18 protein-coding genes and 1 rRNA gene are annotated in these 22,444 nt (G+C 56.7%); 15 read left to right on the forward strand and 4 right to left on the reverse strand.

Going from position 1 to position 22,444, the window contains the following annotated elements:
* Positions 1-111 precede the first annotated feature (111 nt).
* From rrf to FD02_RS01605, 10 genes are all read left to right on the forward strand, one after another.
* Positions 112-228, forward strand: a 5S ribosomal RNA gene (rrf, locus tag FD02_RS01560).
* A gap of 98 nt (positions 229-326) precedes the next feature.
* A complete protein-coding gene (trxA, locus tag FD02_RS01565) occupies positions 327-653 on the forward strand; it encodes a thioredoxin (RefSeq protein ID WP_054723269.1) in 327 nt (108 codons plus the stop codon).
* A complete protein-coding gene (locus FD02_RS01570) occupies positions 640-1,386 on the forward strand; it encodes a threonine/serine exporter family protein (protein ID WP_054723268.1) in 747 nt (248 codons plus the stop codon). Before trxA ends, FD02_RS01570 begins: the two co-directional genes overlap by 14 nt.
* An 8-nt stretch (positions 1,387-1,394) precedes the next feature.
* Positions 1,395-1,838 (forward strand): threonine/serine exporter family protein, encoded by a 444-nt coding sequence (locus tag FD02_RS01575; RefSeq protein WP_056949963.1) that lies wholly within the window; start codon positions 1,395-1,397, stop codon positions 1,836-1,838.
* Positions 1,839-2,083: 245 nt separating this feature from the next.
* Positions 2,084-2,749 (forward strand): deoxyribose-phosphate aldolase, encoded by a 666-nt coding sequence (deoC, locus tag FD02_RS01580; RefSeq protein ID WP_056949964.1) that lies wholly within the window; start codon positions 2,084-2,086, stop codon positions 2,747-2,749.
* Positions 2,742-3,938, forward strand: a complete 1,197-nt coding sequence (locus FD02_RS01585; protein WP_056949965.1) for a phosphopentomutase — start codon at positions 2,742-2,744, stop codon at positions 3,936-3,938. The genes deoC and FD02_RS01585 overlap by 8 nt, the downstream gene beginning before the upstream one ends.
* A 42-nt stretch (positions 3,939-3,980) precedes the next feature.
* Complete coding sequence (gene deoD, locus FD02_RS01590) at positions 3,981-4,688, forward strand: purine-nucleoside phosphorylase (RefSeq protein ID WP_054723266.1); 708 nt, start codon at positions 3,981-3,983, stop codon at positions 4,686-4,688.
* A gap of 195 nt (positions 4,689-4,883) precedes the next feature.
* Positions 4,884-6,632, forward strand: coding sequence for a C40 family peptidase (locus FD02_RS01595; RefSeq protein ID WP_054723265.1), 1,749 nt, complete (start codon positions 4,884-4,886; stop codon positions 6,630-6,632).
* Positions 6,633-7,076: 444 nt separating this feature from the next.
* A complete protein-coding gene (locus FD02_RS01600; protein WP_054723264.1) occupies positions 7,077-9,482 on the forward strand; it encodes an NAD(P)H-dependent oxidoreductase in 2,406 nt (801 codons plus the stop codon).
* Between the two features lie 184 nt (positions 9,483-9,666).
* A complete protein-coding gene (locus FD02_RS01605; protein WP_054723263.1) occupies positions 9,667-11,493 on the forward strand; it encodes an FAD-binding protein in 1,827 nt (608 codons plus the stop codon).
* Positions 11,494-11,590: 97 nt separating this feature from the next.
* On the opposite strand, the gene FD02_RS01610 is transcribed toward FD02_RS01605, so the two are convergent.
* Complete coding sequence (locus FD02_RS01610; RefSeq protein WP_054723262.1) at positions 11,591-12,934, reverse strand: dihydrolipoyl dehydrogenase family protein; 1,344 nt, start codon at positions 12,932-12,934, stop codon at positions 11,591-11,593.
* Between the two features lie 54 nt (positions 12,935-12,988).
* Positions 12,989-13,417 (reverse strand): MarR family winged helix-turn-helix transcriptional regulator, encoded by a 429-nt coding sequence (locus FD02_RS01615; protein ID WP_056949966.1) that lies wholly within the window; start codon positions 13,415-13,417, stop codon positions 12,989-12,991.
* Between the two features lie 153 nt (positions 13,418-13,570).
* On the opposite strand from FD02_RS01615, the gene FD02_RS01620 reads away from it, so the two are divergent.
* The 4 genes from FD02_RS01620 to FD02_RS01635 all read left to right on the forward strand — a co-directional run bounded on the left by FD02_RS01620 (position 13,571) and on the right by FD02_RS01635 (position 16,381).
* Positions 13,571-13,957 (forward strand): iron-sulfur cluster biosynthesis family protein, encoded by a 387-nt coding sequence (locus FD02_RS01620; protein ID WP_056949967.1) that lies wholly within the window; start codon positions 13,571-13,573, stop codon positions 13,955-13,957.
* Positions 13,958-14,085: 128 nt separating this feature from the next.
* On the forward strand, positions 14,086-15,063 hold the full coding sequence (locus tag FD02_RS01625) for an amidohydrolase family protein (protein ID WP_054723261.1): 978 nt from the start codon (positions 14,086-14,088) through the stop codon (positions 15,061-15,063).
* Between the two features lie 2 nt (positions 15,064-15,065).
* Entirely contained in the window at positions 15,066-15,488 is a 423-nt protein-coding gene (locus FD02_RS01630) for a MarR family winged helix-turn-helix transcriptional regulator (RefSeq protein WP_056949968.1), read from the forward strand.
* A gap of 14 nt (positions 15,489-15,502) precedes the next feature.
* Positions 15,503-16,381, forward strand: coding sequence for an SDR family NAD(P)-dependent oxidoreductase (locus tag FD02_RS01635; RefSeq protein ID WP_056949969.1), 879 nt, complete (start codon positions 15,503-15,505; stop codon positions 16,379-16,381).
* Between the two features lie 80 nt (positions 16,382-16,461).
* Here FD02_RS01635 and FD02_RS01640 read toward each other — a convergent pair whose 3' ends face one another.
* Positions 16,462-18,798 carry a glycoside hydrolase family 3 protein gene (locus FD02_RS01640; protein WP_056949970.1) on the reverse strand — a complete coding sequence of 779 codons (2,337 nt, stop codon included), beginning with the start codon at positions 18,796-18,798 and terminating at the stop codon, positions 16,462-16,464.
* 165 nt (positions 18,799-18,963) lie between these two features.
* Positions 18,964-20,610, reverse strand: a complete 1,647-nt coding sequence (locus FD02_RS01645) for an alpha-glucosidase (RefSeq protein WP_056949971.1) — start codon at positions 20,608-20,610, stop codon at positions 18,964-18,966.
* 507 nt (positions 20,611-21,117) lie between these two features.
* On the opposite strand from FD02_RS01645, the gene FD02_RS01650 reads away from it, so the two are divergent.
* Positions 21,118-22,389: an ABC transporter substrate-binding protein gene (locus FD02_RS01650; RefSeq protein WP_056949972.1), complete on the forward strand. Its 1,272-nt coding sequence runs from the start codon at positions 21,118-21,120 to the stop codon at positions 22,387-22,389.
* The last annotated feature ends 55 nt before the right edge of the window (positions 22,390-22,444 follow it).

The following is a 22,444-nucleotide window of genomic DNA, read 5'->3' on the forward strand; positions in this document are numbered from 1 at the left end:
CACTCATCCGTTGCTCAAGCGGAGCACGACTAGCGTACAAATACGGTTCAACGCAATACGAAAAAACAATGATAGCCAGTTTTGAGAGCGCAAAGCTTTCAACTAAATAAGTGCGGTGGCGATAGCGAGAAGGATACACCTGTTCCCATGCCGAACACAGAAGTTAAGCTTCTCTACGCCGAGAGTAGTTGGTGGGTGACTGCCTGCGAGGGTAGGAAGCTGCCGCGCAATTTGGAACCGGTCGAAAGATCGGTTTTTTTGTATGTTCACGACGCTGAAAACCTGCTAGACTACTGCTAACTGTTCGTTTTAAGGAGATGACCCTCATGCCAACTGCCGTTACCGCTAAAACGTTGCCGGATGCCGTGAAGACCGGTACCGTTATCGTCGATTTATGGGCGCCTTGGTGTGGCCCCTGCAAAATCTTGAGCCCGATTCTCGCGGAGCTTGAAACCGAGCTGCCACTGCGCGTCGTGACGTTGAACGTGGATGACGACAAAACGGTTGCCGCTCAGTATCAGGTCCAGTCAATTCCCACCATGCTGGTGTTTCAAAATGGCCAGGCCGTGGAGAAAATCACCGGTGCGTACCCGAAGGCGAAGCTAATGCAGCATTTTACTCAGGTATTGGAGCAGGCGCATGGCGGAAAGTGAGTTACTGACCACCTGCTTGTTGGCGGGGCGAATCATGATCGAAAGTGGCGCGGAGATGTACCGCGTCGATGACACGATGACCCGAATCGCGCACAATGGTGGGGAAGCCGCGGCGGTGGTGTTCACCACCCCGACTGGCTTGTTCATTGGCAGCGAGCACAGTCCGTTGGTGAAACTCGGGACGATTCGCAAGCGCACCATCGACATGGAAAAAGTCATGCGCGTGAATGCCTTATCGCGCCGCTTTGCCGCCGGGGAGTGTTCCCTGCATGAGTTGCATGAAGCCCTGATTGGCATCGATGCCAACACTCCGACGTTTCCCTTGTGGCTACAGGTCGTTGCTGCCGCGGTGTGCTCGGCGCTGTTGATGGTGTTGTTTGCGCAACAAAACGACTGGCGGGACCTGCCGCTAGCCGCCGTGGCCGGCGGGGCTGGGTTTTACGCCTTCGCTTGGTTAGATCGGGTCACCCGCGTGCAGTTTATCAGTTCCGTGGCCGGCGCCTTCGTTGTGGCGGCGCTGGCCTGGCTCGGCGTGCGCATCGGGATTGGCCGCAGCCTGGATAACATCATCATTGGCGCAGTGATGCCGCTGGTCCCTGGGGTGGCGATCACCAACTCGATTCGCGACATGTTAGCGGGCCATTTGGTGTCCGGCATGGTCCGCGGCATGGAAGCCATCTTGAGTGCGGCAGCGATTGGCGTGGGCGTGGCTGTCATCTTTCGCTTTTTCTAGGAGTCGGCATGGAAATCTTGATTCAAGCAAGTTTTAGTTACTTGGCGACGGTGGCGTTTGCCATCATCATCAACGTGCCTCGGCGCAACCTCAACCTCGCCGGGTGGGCCGGGCTGATCGGCTGGATGACCTATTGGGGGCTGATGGTGACCGTTCACCCTGGGCGGATGCTGGCCAACCTCCTGGGGGCGCTGGCGATTGGCTTAGCCGCGATGTGGTTCGCACGCTGGCAGAAAACACCGGTGATTCTGTTCACCATTCCAGGCCTCGTCCCCTTGGTGCCAGGCGCCACAGCCTACCAGGCGGTACGGGCGCTGGTGCTCGGCGAGCGGGCCGATGCCGGGATGTATTTCGTCCGCGTGGTGTTGGTGGCCGGCGCCATTGCGGTGGGGTTCATGCTGGCGCAACTGGTGGCCGAGCTAATGTACCGCACGGTGTGGCGGGCGCGGTGATGTGGTATACTATCTGTATGCGATGAGTCGAGTAACCATTTTAAAATGGTGAAAGCACAGCTGACGCGGCGCAAGCCACCCGCCGGATTTGCGGGGTCAGTGGGCACAGGTTGTGGAGCCGAGATACCCTTATTCGCTTCGGCGAGTACTGTGGCATGCGTGAGTCATTCTTGACCCACGCTTTTTTTGTGGCCGGCGGGATTCATGGTAAGATGAAGCTAATTTAGCACACAAAGGAGCAAGTCATGGATAAACCATTAGCAAAATACATTGATCACACGTTGTTGAAGCCGGACGCCACAGAGGCGCAAATCGACAACGTCCTCGCTGAGGCCAAGGCGCACGATTTCGCCTCGGTTTGCCTCAACCCATATTGGGTGCCGCGCGCCGTGGCCGCGCTGAAGGGCACGGACGTCAACGTCTGCACAGTGATCGGCTTCCCGCTGGGGGCGAACACGACCTTCATCAAGGTCGCCGAGGCTGATGAGGCGCTGGCTGCCGGCGCCAAAGAGGTCGACATGGTGCTGAACATCGGCGAGTTGAAGGCGGGCCACAATGAAGCCGTGCAGGCCGACATCGCTGCCGTCGCCGGCGCCGCCCACGCGAAAAATGGATTGCTGAAGGTGATTATCGAAGCCGTGTTGCTCACCGATGCGGAAAAGGTCACGGCTTGCCAGCTGGCCGAGGCCGCCGGCGCCGATTTTGTCAAAACTTCGACGGGCTTCGCCGCCGGTGGGGCCACGGTGCATGACGTGGCCTTAATGCGGCAAACGGTCGGGGACCGGCTCGGCGTCAAGGCCGCCGGTGGGATTCATAGTTATGCCGAAGCCAAGGCGCTGATCGACGCCGGGGCCAGCCGGCTCGGGGCCAGCGCCGGCATCAAGATCCTGGAGGAGGCGCCGCATGCCTAAGTTTGACCGCGTGATCGCGATTGTCACCGATTCGATTGGCATCGGCGAGGCCCCGGACGCCGCCAAGTTTCACGACACCGGCGCCGACACGTTGGGCCACATCGGCGCCCACTTCGGCGAAACCGGGTGGGCCTTGCCTAATTGGCAGCGCCTCGGCCTCGGCAACATTCAGCGGCCGACGCCGATTCCCGGCGTGCCGGCGGTTCCGGCACCGATTGGCTACTTTGGCAAAATGGCGGAGATTTCCGCGGGTAAGGACAGCATGGACGGCCACTGGGAGATGATGGGCCTGCCTGTCACCGAGCCGCTGGGCTTTTTTCCGAATGGGTTCCCTGCGGAGTTGATACAACAACTCGAGGATTTCTCCGGGCGGAAGGTCATCGTCAACCAGCCGTATTCCGGCACCGAGGTCATCAACGACTACGGCGAGCGCCAGCTGCAAACCGGCGAGCTGATTGTGTACACGTCAGGCGACTCGGTGCTGCAAATCGCCGCCAACACTGCCGTGATTCCGCTGGCCGAGCTGTACAAGATCTGTGAATACGCGCGTAAAATTACCACCGGCGCGCCGTATCGCATCGGGCGCATCATCGCGCGGCCTTACGTTGGCACGAACAAGGCCAACTTCACGCGCACCAGCGACCGGCACGACTACGCCTTGTTGCCGACAGCCGAAACCGACCTCGACCGCCTGCAAGCCGCCGGTGTCGCCACGTACGGCGTCGGGAAAATCAACGATATTTTCTCCGGTCAAGGGCTGGCTGATGGGGTGCACACCGTCAGCAACAGCGATGGCATGGACCAAACGATTGCCGCCGTGCAGTCGGCGCGCACCGGGTTTATTTTCACCAACCTGGTGGACTTCGACGCCATGTATGGACACCGCCGCAACCCGCAAGGCGACGGCGAAGCGCTGATGGCCTTCGATCGGCAGCTGGGCGACTTGCTGGCGGCAATACAGCCAAGCGACTTGCTACTGATCACGTCCGATCACGGCAACGATCCCGGCTTCACCGGCACCGACCACACACGCGAGTACGTGCCGCTGATTGCGTACTCGCCGAGCTTGCCGGGGAACGGCGACCTCGGGGTGCGGTCACCGTTTGCCGACCTGGGCGCCACCGTGCTGGAGAACTTCGGCGTGGCGGGGAATGGCGTTGGCCAGTCGTTTCTGGGGCTGTTGAAGTAACGGGAGTCCGGGTGACTATGTTTAAATGGAGGCAAATATAAGATGAGTACGCATATCGATGCACCGGCGGGAGCCATTGCCGATGTCGTGTTGTTGCCAGGGGATCCGCTGCGGGCGCAATACATTGCTGAGACCTATTTGACCAAGCCGGTGCGCTACAACACGGTGCGCAACGCCTTCGGGTACACCGGAGAGTATGCCGGCCGGCGGATTTCCGTGCAGGCGACGGGGATGGGTATTCCTTCCATTAGCATCTACGCCACGGAGCTGATTCAAGACTATGGCGTGCAAACCTTGATTCGCGTCGGTACCGCCGGCGGGTTGGGGCCAGACGTGCACGTGCGCGACGTGGTGCTGGCGCAAGGCAGCACCACCGACAGCAGTATCATCTTGAATACCTTCGGGGCGGGGATGTACTTCGCACCATTGGCCGATTTTGGCCTGTTACACGCGGCCTACGATCTGGCGGGGGATTCGCACCTGCCCGTGCAAGTCGGCAACGTGCTGGGCGAGGATCGCTTCTACAACGACGAGATGGATCGCCACAAGCTAATCAAGTATGGCGTGCTCGCCACGGAAATGGAGACCCCGGCGCTGTACCTGTTGGCCGCGAAGTACCACCGGCGGGCGTTATCGATTCTGACCGTTTCGAATCACCTGGTCACCGGCGAGGAGACAACAGCCGCCGAGCGGCAAACGAGTTTCGATGACATGATCAAGCTAGGCTTAGCGGTGGCAAAGCAGGCGTAACATAAATGTAATATAACCCGTTTGCTCGGTCTTAAGGCCGATGCGGCGGGCTTTTTTGTTGGCAATTCTGATAGAACTTTAATTTTTTTAGTGCATGGTGGTCCAGACCGTGGTAACCTACTTACAGACGCTTAAGAATTCTTTAAAATGATAATTTTCTCTAAAACAAACAAATGTTGAAACGGAGGAGTTTTCATGGAGAAGAACCCGATTAAAACTACACTAACATTAACTGCAGGACTGGCTGGTGCAGCCGGCCTCGCCGCTATCGCGACGACGCCGAATGCCACGCACGCAGCAACCACAACCGGCACCGTGACATACAAAGATGGCGCGACGACGGTGTGGGGCAGCCCTGAGTTCGACACGCAATCGGTTAAACGCTATGTCGTTTACAACCAAAGCGTGAATATTTTGGACCAGAAAACAGTTGATGGTGCCACCTGGTACAAGATCGGCGAGAATGAATGGATTCCTGCGCTGTATCTGAAGTCCGGTGATGACACCAAGACTGCTGACGAGAAGACCAATGACAACATTGATCTGAGTTTGTCGTACACCAAGAGTGCTGTCACCGTTTGGGCTGACCCAAGCTACGCCAACCCGACCGGCGACTATTTGACGACTGACGATACCAACATTACTGCTGTTTCTAAGGAAACTGTCAACGGTGAGGTTTGGTACAAGTTGAGTAATGGCGGTTACGTGCCTGCTCGCTACGCCGGCACGGCTAGTGAAGTGGCGGCGGCCCAAGCGGCTGCTGCGCAAACCAGCACGACCACCACGACTCAGGCGGCTCAGGCCACGACCGCGCAGCAAAGCACGGCGGCTAGCCAAAGCACTGACTCGACGACGACCACGAGTGCCGCGAAAACCGACACGACGGCCACCACGACGAAGCTGAAGGTCAACTACCCAGCTGGCCCTGTCACGGTTTGGCAGGATACCAGCTACGCGCAAGCAACTGGGACTTACCTGGATAACGGGAGCATCGTTTCTGCCGTTGCTTCCACGACGGTTAACGGCGAGGCTTGGTACCAACTGAGTAACGGCGGCTATGTGCCAGCGCGCTTCGTGACGACCAACCTCAACACGCCAACCACTACCAAGAAGGCTGCGACTACTACCGCCGCCAGCACGACGACGACTCAGCAGGCGCCGGCCAGCACCCAAAGCACGACGCCGGCCAAGCCTGCAACGCCAGCCGTTCAGACGACTACGATGAAGGTGGTTTACGCCGGTGGTGTCGTCACGGTGTGGAATTCTGCTAGCACGGCCAGCGGCGCCGCTTCTTACCTGTCCAATGGCCAAAAGGTCACGGTCACAGGGAGCAAGGTCGCTGGTGCTGACGGGCTCAGCTATTACAAGCTGAGTGATGGCGGCTATGTGCCTGCGCAATACGTTACCACGAACCTGAACCAGTCCGTTGCCACTAAGGCGGCGACGCCAGCTAAGGCAACCACGACGACCCGCAAGGCCTCGACTTATGTTGCCCCTAAGCGGACGACCACCACGACTCGCCGCACGACGACCGTGGCCAAGACGCCTACGTACAACACGAGCTCCAGCGCTTCCCGTTCCGCCAAGGTGCAAGCGGTCATCTCGATGGCCCGCGCCCAAATCGGCACGCCGTATGTCTGGGGTGGGAAAACCACGAGCGGCTTCGACTGTTCCGGGTTGATGTACTACGTCTTCCTGCATGCCGCAGGGAAGAACATCGGTGGCTGGACGGTACCACAAGAATCTTCTGGTTACCGCGTCTCCGTTTCTAACCTGCAGGCCGGCGACTTGGTCTTCTGGGGTTCCGCGGGTTCCACTTACCACGTTGGCCTGTACATCGGCGGTGGTCAGTACATCCACGCGCCACAACCAGGACAAACCGTCACGACCGCGTCGATCTCCAGTTACTTCCAGCCATCCTTCGGGGTGCACGTCAATATGTAATCGTTCCGCAGCCACGCGCAAGCGTGGCTGTTTTTAGTTTGTCGTCAACTCGGTGGCACCCGTTGCGGGTACCGCCATTTTTGTTCGGTAAAACGGCGCTTATGAAGCCACGTTCAGATAGTTGCAAGGACCACCCGGGTGGGGACTACAATTGGCGAGTAAGCATATTGAAAGCGGTGAATGCAGAAGGGGATGACCGTGTGAACGGCGCGTAACCATTAATGAACCGTGGTGAGAGGGCAGGTACACCTTGATTCGACCACAGTCGTTTCGTGTGATTAACTACAAGCCAAATCCTTGACATGGCGCTATTTAGAACCGATACGCCGTTTAGGAATGCGCTTGCTTGTGATAAATATTTCAACTTTTTTGTGCCACCTTCGTCATTTAGATATACAATTGTCCTGTAAGCAACCGATGTAACGCGAGACAGGAGATGAGTTCGTGAAATTACTTGCGATAGTTGGCAACAACGCGACGGTGTCGTACAACCGCCTGCTGTTGCAGTATATGAAGCGGCACTTTGCACCAACGGCTGAGATTGAATTGCAGGAGATCAAAGGGTTGCCTCTGTTTAACGAGGATGACCTGAAGCACTTCCCTGCTGCCATCGAGGCTTTGATTCAGCGGGTTAAGGCGGCGGATGGCGTGATTATTGCCACGCCGGAATACGATCACTCGATGACCGCCAGCCTGAAAAGCGTGATTGAGTGGCTGTCTGCCAGCTACCATTCACTGGCCGGCAAGCCGGTGATGGTGGTCGGCGCGTCGTTTGGTGCGCAAGGCACGGTGCGGGCGCAGATGGATCTGCGCCATGTGCTCGATGCACCAGGCGTTGATGCCCATGTGCTGCCGGGCAACGAGTTTATGTTGCCCAATTGCAAGACGGCCTTTGATGCCGCCGGTAACCTGAAGGACCAGTCAACCGTCAAGTTTCTCGAGGAATGCTTCACTGCATTTGTGAAATTTGTTCACCTCACAGAGGGGACAAAGAAGGAGGATACTGAAATGTCGGACAAGCGTAATTGGGATCAGAGTTTTGATGTCGTGGTCTTAGGCTTTGGTGGTGCCGGCGCGACCGCCGCGCGGTTTGCCGCTGATGCCGGCGCCAAGGTGCTGCTGGTAGATTCCGCACCGGAGGGCCACGAAGGCGGGAATACCCGCTATGCCGGCCAACTGGTGGGCTCCGGCAGTGACTTCGACCAGTTGAAGGCTTATTACAAGGCGTTAACCGCGCCGATGAACCTCGACGAAGACATGATTGATACCTATGTCACCGGGATGGTGAACATGCCGGATTACATGCGCAAGTATCTGGGTGTTGAGCCATTCAGCACGGTTAAGGATGGCAAGCAACTCTCCGGCGACTTGGATATCGGGTCGATGTCGCATGAATTCCCAGAGTATCCAGGGGCCAACTCATACGACATGCTGCTGGTTCACGCCGGGTACTTCGACAGCGCCTTGTGGAAGAAGCTGCGCAAGGCCGTGCTGGATCGGCGCGACAAGATCACCGTTTGGTACAGTTCACCGGCCAAGCACTTGATTCAAGACCCACACACCAATGCGGTGATTGGCGCGCAAATTGAGCACGACCACGTGTTGCTCGACGTTCAGGCACGCGGCGGCGTCATCCTGGCCACCGGCGGCTTTGAAAACAATCCTGAAATGATTCAGGACTACTTGAAGGCTTCGAAGCTGGCGCCCGTTGGCTCTATTTACAACAAAGGCGACGGCGTCAAAATGGGCCTGGAAGTCGGGGCCGACATGTGGCACATGGCCAATTACGAGTCTCTGGGCATGTTGCACGGCTTGACCATTGCGACGCCAGCCGGTGAGCGCGGACGCTTGATTCTGGCATGGCCGCACATCAACGACGGCAGTGTGTTCGTCGCCGGGGATGACGGTTCGCGGTACTTCAACGAAACCGAGGATAACCGGCATGGCCATCTGTACTACCATGGCATGTGGCAAGTGCCGATTGCCAACGACCATCCACACTTGATTTTCGACCAGACGCAGTGGGAGACCTTCAAGCAAAGCCAGCTGCCAATCGACAACTTTGACGATTTGACGGTGAAGGCCGATACACTAGAAGACCTGGCGAAGCTCATCAACGCCAAGCCGGACATCTTGGCCAAGACCCGCGCGGACTTCGATCACTTTACCGAGCTCGGTGAGGACTATGCCTATGGGCGCAAGATTGAGTCGATGCGCGCCTTCGATGACGGCCCGTATTACGCGCTGCCGCTTGAGCAGGCGATGCTCAACACCCAAGGCGGCCCGCGGCGCAACACGCGTGCCGAGGTCTTGGCGCCGAATGGCAAGCCAATCACCAACCTGTACTCCGCTGGTGAGCTGGGCGGGATCAACGCCAACCAGTATCAAGGCGGCAACAACATCGCCGAGTGCCTGATTTGGGGTAAAATCGCCGGTGAAAACGCGGCGCATGGCCTCACGCCGACCACGGCGAGTGAAGAACCGACCGCTGATGCGACGAGTGGCGCCTCCGAGGAGGAAGCTACGCCGACTGCCACCACCAGCTCTGCTGAATCGACCCAATTCCCGACTGGCCCGAACCAGTACATCGGCGTCAGCGATGAAGGCATGGGCAACGAAATCGTCGTGCGAGTCACCTACGCAGACGGCAAGCTCGAAAACGTCGAAGTGCTGAAGCAAAGCGAAAGCGCCGACGTGGGCTTGAAGGCCATCAAGACCTTGCCACAGGAAATGGTCGCGGCTAACTCCACCGACGTCGATGCCGTGTCTGGGGCGTCGGTCACCAGCCACGCCTTACAAGACGCCGTGGCGGATGCCTTGAAGAAAGCCAAGGCCACCGTTACCGCCTAATTGGCATGACGCAGGAAAGATCCCAGCGATGGGATCTTTTTTTCGTGACCAAAGTGACACTTGCCAAATTAAGCGCGTCACGATAAAACATCAGCCCTATAATAATCACGCGAGCTCGTTCACTGCTTCACCAAATTCAGCGGCTGAACGTGTGAAAACATGTGCATGAGGGAGGAACCAAAGAATGACAACGAACCAGAATTGGGATCAGACTTTTGATGTCGTCGTGCTCGGCTTTGGCGGTGCGGGCGCCACGGCGGCCCGCTTTGCCGCCGATGCCGGCGCCAAGGTGCTGCTGGTGGATGCCGCACCGGAAGGCCATGAAGGCGGCAACACCCGCTACGCCGGCCAAGTCGTCGGCGCCGGGACCGATTTTGACCAGCTGAAGACCTACTACAAGGCGATGACCGCGCCGATGCAGCTGGATGACGACATGATCGATACTTACGTCCAAGGTATGGTCGATATGCCGGATTACTTCCGCCGCTACCTCGGCGTGGAGCCATTGAGCATCGCCAAGGACTGGGACCACAGTAAGGTCGACTTGCACGGCATCCTGCACGAGTTCCCGGACTTCCCCGGCGTGAACGCCTATGATCTACTGGTCGTCCACGAGCGGCAATTCGACTCTGCGCTTTGGAAAAAGCTGCGGCAGGAAGTGCTGGCGCGGCAGGACAAGATCACGGTGTGGTACAGCTCACCGGCCAAGCACCTGATTCAAGCTGCCGATGGCGCCGTTACCGGGGCCCAAATCGAGCACGACCACGTGGTGTTGAACATCCAAGCACGCGGTGGGGTCGTGCTGGCCACCGGCGGGTTTGAGAACAACCCGTCGATGATCCAAGACTACCTGAAGGCGTCGCGCCTGGCGCCCATCGGCTCGCTTTACAACAAGGGTGATGGCATTCGCATGGGCCTGGAGGTCGGCGCCGATATGTGGCACATGGCCAACTACGAGTCGTTGGGGATGCTGCACGGGCTGACGTTTGCCGGCCCGGCCGGCACCCGCGGCCGGCTGCTGCTGAGCTGGCCAGAATCCGCCAATGGCAGCACCTTCACGGTTGGCGACGACGGGTCGCGGTACTTCAACGAAGCCGAGCCGAACAAGCACGGCCACATTTATTACCACGGCACGTGGCAGGTGCCGATTGCTAACGATCACCCGCATTTGATTTTCGACCAAACGCAGTGGCAGGCGATTCACGCCGGGAAGCTGCCGGTCGACAACTTCGATGCCATCACGGTGAAGGCGGCGACGCTTGAGGAATTGGCCAAGTTGATCGACGCCAAACCAGCCGTGCTGGCTAAGGCCCGCCAGGACTTCGACGACTTCGCCAAGGCCGGCCGCGACTACGCCTTCGACCGGCCAGCCGAAACGATGCGCGCCTTTGACGCCGGCCCGTACTACGCCGTGCCGCTGCGGCAAACCGTGCTGAACACGCAAGGCGGCCCGCGGCGCAACAGTCGCGCGCAGGTGCTTAACCCCCGCGGAGCGGCCATCGCCCACCTGTACTCGGCCGGCGAACTCGGCGGCATCAACGCCAATCAGTACCAAGGCGGCAACAACCTGGCCGAGTGCCTGATTTGGGGCAAGATCGCCGGTGAAAACGCGGCGCACAACCTCGGCCTGACCGCGACTACCGCTGACGCGAAGCCAGACGCCACCAGCGGCGCCTCGGCCACCGAAGCGGCCACGCCGGCGGCTAGCCAGTCGGCGTCGCAGTATCCCGTCGGCCCGAACCAGTACATCGGCAGAAGCGACGAGGGGATGGGCGACGGCATCGTCGTGCGCGTCACCTACGCGGATGGCAAGCTGGAAAACGTCGAGGTGCTGGAACAAAGCGAAAGCGCCGACGTGGGCTTGAAGGCCATCAAGACGTTGCCCCAGGCGATGGTCGCGGCCAACTCCACCGAAGTCGACGCGGTGTCCGGGGCGTCGGTCACCAGTCACGCCTTGAAGGCCGCCGTGGCGGATGCGTTGCAACAAGCCAAGGCTGGCGCCACGGCCTAATTGCATGCGTATGGAAAGATCCCGCGAACGGGATCTTTTTTTTGGCGCTGGCCTGAAAAAACCGCGACTCAGGATAGGCCTGAGCCGCGGTAGGCGGTTAGCGCGGTAACAATGGGGTCAACAGATCGATCAGGCCCACCGTGGCACTGGGGAAGGCAAAGATCTGTTGCTGCAGGGTGGTGGCGGTGTAGCGGCCGTTGATGATCAGCGTGAGCAGGTTGATCAAGTCCTCGCTGTCATCGGCATACAGGCTCGCGCCGACCAAGTAGCCCTGCTGGTCGAACACGAGAGTCGCTTCAGCGTCTAGCGCCCGCTTGTACTGGAAGGCCAGCTGTTGGCCGAATGGCACGACTTGCGTGTGGTACTGAGCGGGCTGGGCGGCGGCAGTGGCCGGGCTCACGCCCACTTCGGCCAATCGCGGCATCGTGAAGGCGACGCTTGGAATCGCCGGGTAGTGAATCGGTGCCGAGTTGCCGGCAATCACACTGGCGATATAGTTGGACTCGAATGTTGCGACAGGAGTCAACTTCGGTTGTGGCTTGTCGATGACATCGCCACTGGCGAAAATATTCGCCACCGTTGTTTGCAGGTGATCATTCACCTTGATCCCGCGCCGGGAGGCTTCAATCCCCAGGGCTTCAAGGCCCAGGCCTTCGACGTTGGCTACGCGACCGGTGGCGCCCAGGATGTAGTCTGTCTCGAGGGTCAAGCCGTTGGCCGTGGTGACCGTGTAGCCGGTCGCGGTTTTCGTGACGGCGTTGACGGCTTCGTTAAAGTGGAACTCGACGCCTTGCGCGCGCAGCTTCTCCCGCAGGCGGGCGACATAGGGCTGATGGAACGGGGCAAGGGCCTTGTCGCTGAATTCAACAATATGCACCTGCTTCCCCATGGTTGCAGCCATTGCGGCAAATTCCATGGCGATGATCCCGGCGCCGATGAAGACGAGGCGCTCTGGCATCTCGGGGAGGTCAAGGAACTCGCGGCTGTCGTGAATGTACTCGGCTCCGGGAATGGTCAGCTGCGCTGGCCGCTGCCCGGTCCCGATGACGATATACTCACTGGTGTAGGACTGGCCAGCGACTTCGACGGTATGCGCGTCACGAAGCTTGGCGCTGCCGGTGATCATGGTGATCCCGCCTTGGGCAAACAACTTCGTCATTGTTGGCGCCAGCGGGTCGATGATCTGGTGCTTGTAGGTCATCAAATCCGACCAGTTCACTGCCGGCAACGTTTCGACGCCGTGGCCTTGAAACCGGCGCAGCTGTTCAATCAATTGAAACGGGCCATCTAACGCGATTTTCGCATCGCAGCCGTAATTGGTGCACGTGCCACCGACCAAGTCACGCTCAACAATGGCAACGCGTTTGCCCTGTTGCAGTAAGGCGACTGCGGCGTGCCAGGTGGCATGGCCGGAGCCAATCATTAAGACATCAAAATCCATAGGTGTTACCTCCATTTTAGGCGTGCACGACTAATCGGGGAAAAGCGCATCCGGCTATGCGCGCATTGCGGCCATCAGTTTCTGATTCAAGGCGAGCGCCTGTTCATAGTCTGCAGCCGTCAGGTGGTAGCGGCCGAGGCATTCGGCAAGCGCCGCTTGAATCGGCGCCTCATCAGCCTTGGCCTTGGCCGTCAGGCTGACGATCAGCCGCCGCTTGTCCTCAGCCGGGTGCACCCGCGTCACCCAGCCGCGCGCCTCAAGCCGCTTCACCAGCGGGGTGAGGGTATTCGAGCTCAGCTTCAACCGCTCGCCTAAATCACGCAGTTCCTGGTGGTCTTGATTCCATAGTTCGGTGAGCAACAGGTATTGCGGGTAGGTGAGGTGATAAGCGCTAAGGGCCTCTTGGTAAAATTGGTTGAACAGGCGATTAACGTTATAGACACTGAAGCACAGCTGGTTGGCGAGATTAACATGAGTCGGCATAGTGGTTGCTCCTTATTAGTCGTGCACGATTAATACGAGCATACGCTTGTTCGGCTGCAATGGCAAGCCGGTGCGACCAGTTGACTTTTGCGGCCAATTTGGTATACTAAAGTTAGTAAAAGTTGTGTACAACCTAATCGTAGGAGGGATATTATGAACATCACCATTAAGCATGCGGCGAAGGATTATCTGGCAGGCAAGTTCATCGCCGGGCAGCACCTGTTCTTAGCCTTGGATGACGGTTCGAGCAAGTACTCGCAGCTCGGCGGCTCCTGTGCCATCGGGAATAAGTGGCAAATCGTCGTTGCCGACGCGCCGGATGCCGATTATGCCCTCCCGGTTGTTAACGACGCGGGCCTGGATCTGACCACAGGCGAAGAAGAAACCATGTACCTCGACAACGGCCTGGTGCTCGACTACCGCATGGGCGCGTTGGCTTTGCGCGCCGACTCCGGCATTCTCGACGGGGCGGTGACGGTGAGTCACGCCCAGCCGCAAACCGCAGGCGTGACCCAAGCCATCGGCGCCAAGACCTGCTAAATCGTCATCACGTTGCGCTTGCCCACTCGGCAGGCGCTTTTTAGTGTCCAGGCAGGAAAACTATGCACGCGCATAGTTTTGTGGTACACTCATGGCTGTTCACCGACACGCATCGCCAGGAGGCCATGATGAAACTCATTACCGTAGAAGAACATTACGATACCGACGCGAATATTGCCCAGTTCAAGCAGTACTCGACCGTCAAGAACAACAACCCACGCCAGGACCAGCTGCGGCCGGACCTGGTCGACTTCGACCGCAAAATCGCCTACATGGACGCGCATGGCATCGATATGCAGATCATCTCAGATGCCGGCAACTCGCCGCAGGTCTTGCCCGACCAATACGCCGTTGCAGGCGCCCATGCGCAAAATGAGGCGCTAGCTGAGGCCATCAGCCACCATCCCGACCGCTTTGCCGGCTTGGCGACGCTGCCGGCCAACCTGCCGGAGCAAGCCGCCGAAGAACTCGACTACGCCGTGACCAAGCTCGGACTGAAGGGCGCCATCATCAGCGGCAGCGTCGATGGCCAATTCCTCGACGCGCCGAAGTTCGACCCGATTTTTGCCGCCGCCGATCGGCTGGGCACCACGCTGTACTTGCACCCGGGCATCATCTCCAACCAGCAAAAGGCCGTGCTGTACGACAGCGAAGCTTACTCGGCGCTCACGGCGACCATGATGGCCGGGGCGATGTGGGGCTGGCACATGGAGGCCGGCATTCAACTCGTGCGCCTCATCACCGCCGGCGTGTTGGAGCGCTATCCCCATGTGAAAATTGCCACCGGCCACTGGGGTGAGTTCGTGCCGATGTTCATCGAGCGCATCGATGGCTTCGGCCCGTTCGTGTCCAAGCTGCCGCTGAAGTTCTCCGAGTACTACCGGCGCCAGGTGTACCTGTCACCATCGGGGATGTTCACGACACCACAAATGCAACTGGCCCTGGCGGAAGTCGGTGCCGATCACATCATGTGGTCCGAGGATTATCCTTATGTGCAAACCGGCGACACCACCCGCAGCTTCCTGGAGCAGGCGGCGCTCACCCAACCGGAGCGCGAACAAATCGCCCATGGCACCGCCGAAGCCGTGTTTGACCTCGAGGTGTAACTATGATCGACCAGCACGATGACACCATCACCAAGCAGCTGCACGTTGCCGCCACCACCGCCACGCGGCGGCTGGAGCGGCGGCTGGCCCCGCTTGGCGTCAACACCAGCCAGTTCTTCTTTATCCTGAAGCTGCACGACAATCCGGGGCTGTTGCAGGATCAGCTGGTGCGCCAGGACACGCTGCACCAAAGTAACGTCAACCGCGAAATCGCCAAGCTGGCTAAGCTCGGCCTCGTGGACAAGCAGCCGGCTACCGCCGACCGGCGCAAGTACACGCTGGCCTTGACCCCAGCAGGCGAGGCGCTGTACCCGCAGATCAAGGCGGCGCTGGCCGCGCAGGAAGCCGACTTGGCCGCCAGCCTCACCGGCACCGGGGTCACACCGGCCGCGCTAGTCGCGGCGTTGCGGCAACTCGGCCGTTAACCAAAGGAGATATCATGAAAAAAACGATTATCATTACTGGCGCCAACTCCGGTTTGGGCTATGAAACCACCCGGCAGCTGGCCGCGACCGGGGCCGACTACCAGCTCGTCATGGCCTGTCGCAATCAGGCCAAGGCCGAAGCCGCGCGCAAACAAATTCTGGCCGAATCCCCTCAGGCCGACATCGTTTGCCTGCCGCTAGACACCGCCGATTTGGCGGCGGTGCGGCGCTTTGTCACCGCATTCTCTGCGCTTGATACGCAGGTCTTCGGATTGGTGTTGAACGCCGGCATCGCCGGGACCAGCGTCACCACCACGGCTGATGGCTTCAACAACATCTTTGAAACCAACTACCTCGGCCATTTTTTGCTGACGCAGTTGTTGCTGCCCAAGCTGGCCAAGCAGCCGCGCATCATCATGGTCAGCAGCGACCGCCACGACGCCATCAAGCACCTGACTTGGCCCGGGGCGGAAACGGTGGCGCACGCCGGCCTCGATCCGGTGGTCGACCAGCGCAGCTACATCTACTCCAAGCTCTGCATGATTCTCTTCGCCTATGAGTTGAAGCGGCAGCTGACGGCGCAAGGCAAGCCCGCCGCCGTGAACGCGGTGAATCCAGGGCTGATGACCGAAACCGGTTTGGCCAAGGACAAGTCGCGCTTCACCCCGGAGATGCTGGCGAAGTTCGCCGACATCCTCAGTACCGCCAAAGACTCGGCCAAGATGGTCGTGGACCTACTGACGCTGCCCGAGTTTGCCACCGGGGCCGCGCGGTACTACGATCGCCGCAGCACCAACCCGATTCCGTCGTCGGCCTTGTCGCATGACGAAGCGGTAGCGCGCGGATTGTGGCATTACAGCATGAAGGCGGTTGGCTTAGTCGCTGACGCCTAACGCACAAATGGCGGTTGTTCCCAGTCGGGAGCAACCGCCATTTGTGTATTCAAGCCGAACCTGTGTTTCACGTGGAACGATTAGTCGAGTTGCAACAGCACCTGCAAAATCGGCTTTGCGTTAGCCTCGAGGTAATTTCGGCTCAGGGTGCCGGCCTGGGCGGCGGCCAAGAGGCGCTGCGGGTCGCCGTCTGGCATCTTCAAGTTGTTGCCCGCTTCAACTTCTTTGGCGTGGTCAACGAGGTTCCACCAGTCGGTCATGATCAGGCCTGCGTAGCCCCATTCGCCGCGCAGGATGCCTTGTAGCAGCTCGCGGTCGGCGGAAGGGTGGCGGCCGTTGACCTGATTGTAGCTGGTCATCAGGCACAGTGGCTTGGCTGTGGACACCGCGAGCTCAAAGCCGCGCAGGTAGATTTCGCGCAAGGCCCGCTCGGAGACGCGCGAGTCGGCGTGGTTGCGGTTGGTTTCCTTGTTATTGCAGGCAAAATGCTTGATGCACGCCGCCACGCCTTCGCCTTGCACGCCGCGAACGATGGCGGCGGCCATGGTCCCCGCCACCAGCGGGTCCTCGGCAAAGTATTCAAAGTTGCGCCCGGTCAGCGGGTTGCGGTGAATGTTCAGCGCTGGAGCCAGCCAGACGCCGATGTTGTTCTCCTTGACCTCGCGCGCCGCCCCGCGGCCGACCTCGGTGACCAACGCAGGATCCCAGGTTTGCGCCAGAAGCGTTGCGCTGGGCCAGGCCGTGGTGATGACGCCACGGTCAGGTGGGATTCGTAAGCCGGCCGGTCCATCGGCGGTCATCATATCGGGGATGCCGTAGTCGGGCAACGCCCCAAACCCGCCGGTGTCAGCGGCGCCGACGCAGGGCTGGCCACACAGCAGGTGCACCAAGTCGCCGTTGGTGAGTTGGGCGATGAAGTCGCCGAGCGTGGTTGCTCCGGTGGCGACATCTGCCAATTGCCACGGCTCCTCGCGGGAGATCGTGGCGCCTTGGTCCAGCCACTCCGCCACCGGCAACTGGAACGGCGCGTGGTGCGGGCCGGGGTCGCCGACACTGTATTCCGGCGGCTGTGGTCCGGTTGGCAACGCCTGCATGGCACCACTGGCCGTCAGCCGTTGGGCCAGCTGATTCGGGGCACAATAGTCATGCAGCTGGCGCACAATGCGGGTTGCCGGCTCAACATGAGTGACCGGTAGCAAGGCCGCCGAGCGCACATCCGTCCCGAGGTAAAACTGGTAGTCGCCGGCTTCAAGAATCATGGCGGCTTTTGCCACCACGCCGAGGTCGTCGAAGCTGGCACAATCGGAGAGTTGTACCGTCAACTGAACCTGCTGGGTTTCGCCTGGCTGTAGTATCCGTGTCTTCGCAAACGCCACGAGACTGCGGTGCGGCTTACCGAGTTTCCCTTGTGGCGCGGCCAAGTACAGCTGCACCACTTCCTGACCGGCACAAGCCCCTGTGTTCGTCACGGCGACGCTGACCTGGTAGGCGGCTGGCGAATCGGTTACCGTCGCGTCGGTCAGCGCGAAGGTCGTGTAGGACAGGCCGAAGCCAAAGGGGTAGTTCACGTGTTGTTGCTGATCGGGCAGGGTCTCGAAATAGCGGTAGCCGACGTAGATGTCTTCCGTGTAGTCGACCGCGTCGTCGCTTTGGTTGAACGTCGCGGAGCTCGGGTAGGCCGCGTAACTGTCGGCCAGCGTGTCGGTGAGTTTGCCAGACGGCGTGACCTTACCCGTCAGCAAATCGGCAATAGCACCGCCGCCTTGACTGCCGCCTTGCGCCGCCAGCAGCACCGCTTGAATGTGCGGATCGGCCACGAACCAAGACGTGTCCATCATGCCGCCGATGTTCAACACCACGACGATGTGGGCGAAGTGCTCACGCAGCGCCGCCAGTAAGGCCTGTTCCGTGTCGCTGAGGCTGTAATCCCCTGGCACCGCCTGGCGATCGCTGCCTTCCCCAGAAGTCCGACCCAGGACATACACCGCCGTATCCGCAAACGCGGCGGCGGATTTTACCGTGGCCTCAGGCACCGGTTCCTCGGCGTAAATGCTGGTAGGCTCGTCTGGTTTGACCAGCGGCAGTGCCTGGTAAAATTTGGACAATTCAGCGGCCAACCGCACGTCACCGGCGGCTTCGGCTTCGGTGAACGCGGCCAGCGGGGTCAGCGGGGTGGGGCCGGTGACCTCACCGCTACCCCAGCCGCCTTGAATGTAGTCGACTTGTGCCTTGCCAAACAGCGCGATGTGTTGCCCGCGGTGTAGCGGCAGAAAGGCGCCTTCATTCTTGAGTAACACTGCCCCGGCCGCAGCCGCGCGGCGTGACAACCCTAGCTGTGCCGGTGAGGCGGTCAGCAATTGATGATTCGGCCCCAGCGGCTTCACCGGTTGATAAAATGCCCGTGCCCATTTCGTCATATTGAGTCCTCCATTGTGTGGTGATCTGGTAATCGTGTAAACGCTAACACCTTAATTTGAAAAATGCAATTGTCTGTTCATTGTATTGATTGGTGGTTACAAAAACGCGCCACCCCAATTAGGGACAGGCGCTGAATGACTCATGTATTGTTTGAAAGTTCCTTATTAGATATCTCCAGAAAGAAATACTTTAACTTCGTAAGGGCGCAAAGAGTTTACTACTTCGTCAGTGTAGTTGCTTTGTATGATTCTGGCTCCTAAATCTGGGTTTGAACGACTTAATGTCTTACTAGTGAAGTTTGCCATGACCGTTAGTACTTGGTCATCTAGACGACGTTGGTAAATCCAAGATTCATCATCATCGGGATTCAACAACGAATAATTCCCATAGGTTATGATTGGGTACTGTCTACGTAGAAGATTCATTTTCTTGTAAAAAGAAAAAATCGAGTTGGGATCAGACACCTGGGCAATGGCATTAATTTCAGTGTAATTTGAGTTCACTTTGATCCATGGTGTGACATTGGCACTCGTAAACCCTGCGTTTGCAGTGGCATCCCACTGCATCGGTGTTCGAGCGTTATCCCGGCTGGAGCGCTGAATGGCGTTCATCATATCTGTCGTTGTGAGGATATGTCGAGCTTCAACTAGATCGTGGAACGCATTTAGAGTCTCAATATCACGATAATCGCTAATATCAGTAAAGTTTTTAACATTGGTCATGCCAATTTCTTCACCTTGGTATATGTAAGGAGTCCCTTGCTGATAATGCAGCACTGCCCCAAGCATTTTTGCAGATAACGCCCAGTATTTTGATGTGTCGTTACCGAATCGTGATACGATACGCGGCTGATCATGATTGTTCCAGTATAGTGAATTCCATGCCTTACCGTCTAACTCGATTTGCCACTGAGACATGATACGTTTCAATTCCCGTATGTCAAGAGACTTTGGTCGCCATTTTCCGAGTTCTGGGTCGGCGTCAACATCCATATGTTGAAATTGGAAAATCATATTTAGTTCGTGTGTCTTGAAACCGGCATACTGTAGAGCATCTTGGGGGGTAGTCCCACCCATTTCACCGACGGTCATTATGTCATAGTCTTGCAAGACTGCTTGATTCATCTCCTGCAAATATTCATGAACGTGTGGGCCGTTCGCTGGGGAGCTATGTGAGTCGGTTAAATCAGCAGGTTTAGAAATATCGTTGATGACATCCATACGAAAGCCATCAATTCCTCGATCTAACCACTTGCGCATCATTGAAAATATATTGCGCCGAACGTTCTTATTGTCCCAGTTTAAATCAGGCTGTTTTGTTGAAAATAGGTGAAGATAATATTGGCCAGAATGTTCATCAAATTGCCATGCGGATCCAGAAAATGAAGAATGCCACGTGTTTGGTTCATGTCCATTTACTGGGTCATGCCAAATGTAGTAGTCCCGATATTGATTGTTTTTGTCTTTTTTGCTTTCAGTGAACCAATAGTGTTCATCGCTTGTGTGGTTCACAACCAAATCCATCACGATTTTCAAACCTAAAGTATGGGCGTCATGTAACAAGTCTTCGAAATCCGACATTGTGCCAAATGCAGGCTGAATCGACTCGTAGTCACTAATATCATACCCGTTATCGTCATCGGGAGAAGAGTATATCGGATTGAGCCAGATGACGTCTACCCCCAGTTCTTTTATGTAAGGCAATCTTCTCCGGATGCCTTGGAGATCTCCAACTCCATCCCCATTTGAATCCTGAAACGATCGTGGATAAACCTGATATACGACAGCTTCTTGCCACCAGTGCTTTTCCATAATTGTCCTCCAATGTTATATTCTATGAATACGTGTAAACGCTAACATCAATAACCAATACTTTCAAGCAAAAAAAGAAATTTCGGTGTAATGGTATTGGTACATATTTGACGTATGTTATTTAAACACGTTGGTTTCAGGCCTTAATGTACTCAAAAATTTGCGACACACCGTTCAATATTGCGGCTTATAAATATTGGTGTGTTAATAAATATTCAGATAATTCAGGCCGTTGTGTTTGTATCTCCTGAGTTACTATTAATGACATTCATATTCTTTAAATTGGGGTCTCAACTTAGTTATTAATGACTAGGAACAGAATGTAGGTTATTGTAAACGCTTGACAATTTCTATTGGTCAGAATACACTACGATTGCAAACAACAAAATACGAGGAACTAGCGTACGCTCGAAAACGTTTTTGTAAGCGCACACATATTTTTGCGTTTGTTATGTTAAATTGGAGTGTTTTGGACGGGTCAAAATGCACACTAGGAGGGTGGCAACTATGAAGTGGAACCGCAAAGTTTCAGGATTTTTGCTAGCTGTCGGAGCGATTGCTGCATTTGCGCTAGCGGGCTGTGGCGCAAAGAATTCTTCGAACGACGGTGGAAGTAGTAAGACCCTAACCATTGGTTTCTGGAAAGGAGATTCACCACAGGAAAGTAAAGGGCGGAATACACTTTTCAAAAACTTCACTAAAGCTACAGGAATCAAAATTAAGCAGAAGGTGTACAACGATTACAATACTCAGCTGATGACAGATCTTGTTGGCGGAACAGCTCCCGATGTATTCTATGTTGATTCATCAGTTCTGGCATCTTTACAAACTAAAGGTGTTCTCGAGCCTTTGAACAGCTATATGAAGAAAGACAATTTCAAGACCGGTGATTTTTATACCCCTACATACAAAGCATTCACCGGTAATGATGGTAAACAGTACGGATTACCCAAAGATTACTCAACTATGGGCCTGTATTACAACAATGACTTACTGAAGAAAGCGGGATATTCCGCAAGCGATATTCCAAAGACGGATACTGAATTCTTTGCATTTCTCAAAAAATTAAAGACAAAATTACCCGGAATTACTCCTCTGACTATCAGTCCTTTGTTAGCACGGCAGATGTTCATTATGCAATCTACCGGCGCAAAAATTATTACAAAAACCGGTAAGTCGAATTTGGATGATCCACGAATTATCAAGGCGTTGCAGCCGTTAGTTGATGCTGATGCTAAAGATAAGACTGTTCGCACATTTAAAGAAATCGGTTTTGGTTCAGCCATGGATGCATTTGGCGGAGGGAAAACTGTATTTAGTGATGAGGGGGCGTGGCAGGTTTCGGGTCTAAAGACAAACTTTAAGAAACTAAACTGGGGTACCACCGAATTTCCGACTATCAATGGGAAAAAAGCCAATATGATTTTTACAGTAGGCTGGTCAATGAACGCTGACTCGAAGGACAAAAGTGATTCCTGGAAGTTTATCAAGTTTGTCACAAGTAAAAAGCAATCCCAACAGTATTCAACAACTGCTTCGGTATTGCCTTCACGTAAATCGGTAGCTAAGGCGATGGGCTTGAATGATGACAAGGACATGGCCCCGTTCGTTGAAGCGGCTAATTATGCGACGCCTTGGATTGCTGGTGTAAACCTTGATACTATTCAAGTTCGTTATGAGAACATCATCCCATCAGCATTCCAAGGAAAAATTTCTTTGAAAGATGCCCTGACGCAAGCAACAGAGTCTGCGAACAAGGATATCGATAAGCAGAAGTAGCCAGTTTGTCTTGGTGCTGATCTGTAATGCGTGCTTCGGTGGAATGCCAAGGAGG

This window comes from Lacticaseibacillus nasuensis JCM 17158 (assembly GCF_001434705.1).
Taxonomy (GTDB): domain Bacteria; phylum Bacillota; class Bacilli; order Lactobacillales; family Lactobacillaceae; genus Lacticaseibacillus; species Lacticaseibacillus nasuensis.

Excerpts from the sequence above, each read along its gene's own strand:
- trxA (WP_054723269.1), top strand. The coding sequence starts at position 327 with ATGCCAACTGCCGTTACCGCTAAAACGTTGCCGGATGCCGTGAAGACC.
- FD02_RS01570 (WP_054723268.1), top strand. The coding sequence starts at position 640 with ATGGCGGAAAGTGAGTTACTGACCACCTGCTTGTTGGCGGGGCGAATC.
- FD02_RS01575 (WP_056949963.1), top strand. The coding sequence starts at position 1,395 with ATGGAAATCTTGATTCAAGCAAGTTTTAGTTACTTGGCGACGGTGGCG.
- deoC (WP_056949964.1), top strand. The coding sequence starts at position 2,084 with ATGGATAAACCATTAGCAAAATACATTGATCACACGTTGTTGAAGCCG.
- FD02_RS01585 (WP_056949965.1), top strand. The coding sequence starts at position 2,742 with ATGCCTAAGTTTGACCGCGTGATCGCGATTGTCACCGATTCGATTGGC.
- deoD (WP_054723266.1), top strand. The coding sequence starts at position 3,981 with ATGAGTACGCATATCGATGCACCGGCGGGAGCCATTGCCGATGTCGTG.
- FD02_RS01595 (WP_054723265.1), top strand. The coding sequence starts at position 4,884 with ATGGAGAAGAACCCGATTAAAACTACACTAACATTAACTGCAGGACTG.
- FD02_RS01605 (WP_054723263.1), top strand. The coding sequence starts at position 9,667 with ATGACAACGAACCAGAATTGGGATCAGACTTTTGATGTCGTCGTGCTC.
- FD02_RS01610 (WP_054723262.1), bottom strand. The coding sequence starts at position 12,934 with ATGGATTTTGATGTCTTAATGATTGGCTCCGGCCATGCCACCTGGCAC.
- FD02_RS01615 (WP_056949966.1), bottom strand. The coding sequence starts at position 13,417 with ATGCCGACTCATGTTAATCTCGCCAACCAGCTGTGCTTCAGTGTCTAT.
- FD02_RS01620 (WP_056949967.1), top strand. The coding sequence starts at position 13,571 with ATGAACATCACCATTAAGCATGCGGCGAAGGATTATCTGGCAGGCAAG.
- FD02_RS01625 (WP_054723261.1), top strand. The coding sequence starts at position 14,086 with ATGAAACTCATTACCGTAGAAGAACATTACGATACCGACGCGAATATT.
- FD02_RS01630 (WP_056949968.1), top strand. The coding sequence starts at position 15,066 with ATGATCGACCAGCACGATGACACCATCACCAAGCAGCTGCACGTTGCC.
- FD02_RS01635 (WP_056949969.1), top strand. The coding sequence starts at position 15,503 with ATGAAAAAAACGATTATCATTACTGGCGCCAACTCCGGTTTGGGCTAT.
- FD02_RS01640 (WP_056949970.1), bottom strand. The coding sequence starts at position 18,798 with ATGACGAAATGGGCACGGGCATTTTATCAACCGGTGAAGCCGCTGGGG.
- FD02_RS01645 (WP_056949971.1), bottom strand. The coding sequence starts at position 20,610 with ATGGAAAAGCACTGGTGGCAAGAAGCTGTCGTATATCAGGTTTATCCA.
- FD02_RS01650 (WP_056949972.1), top strand. The coding sequence starts at position 21,118 with ATGAAGTGGAACCGCAAAGTTTCAGGATTTTTGCTAGCTGTCGGAGCG.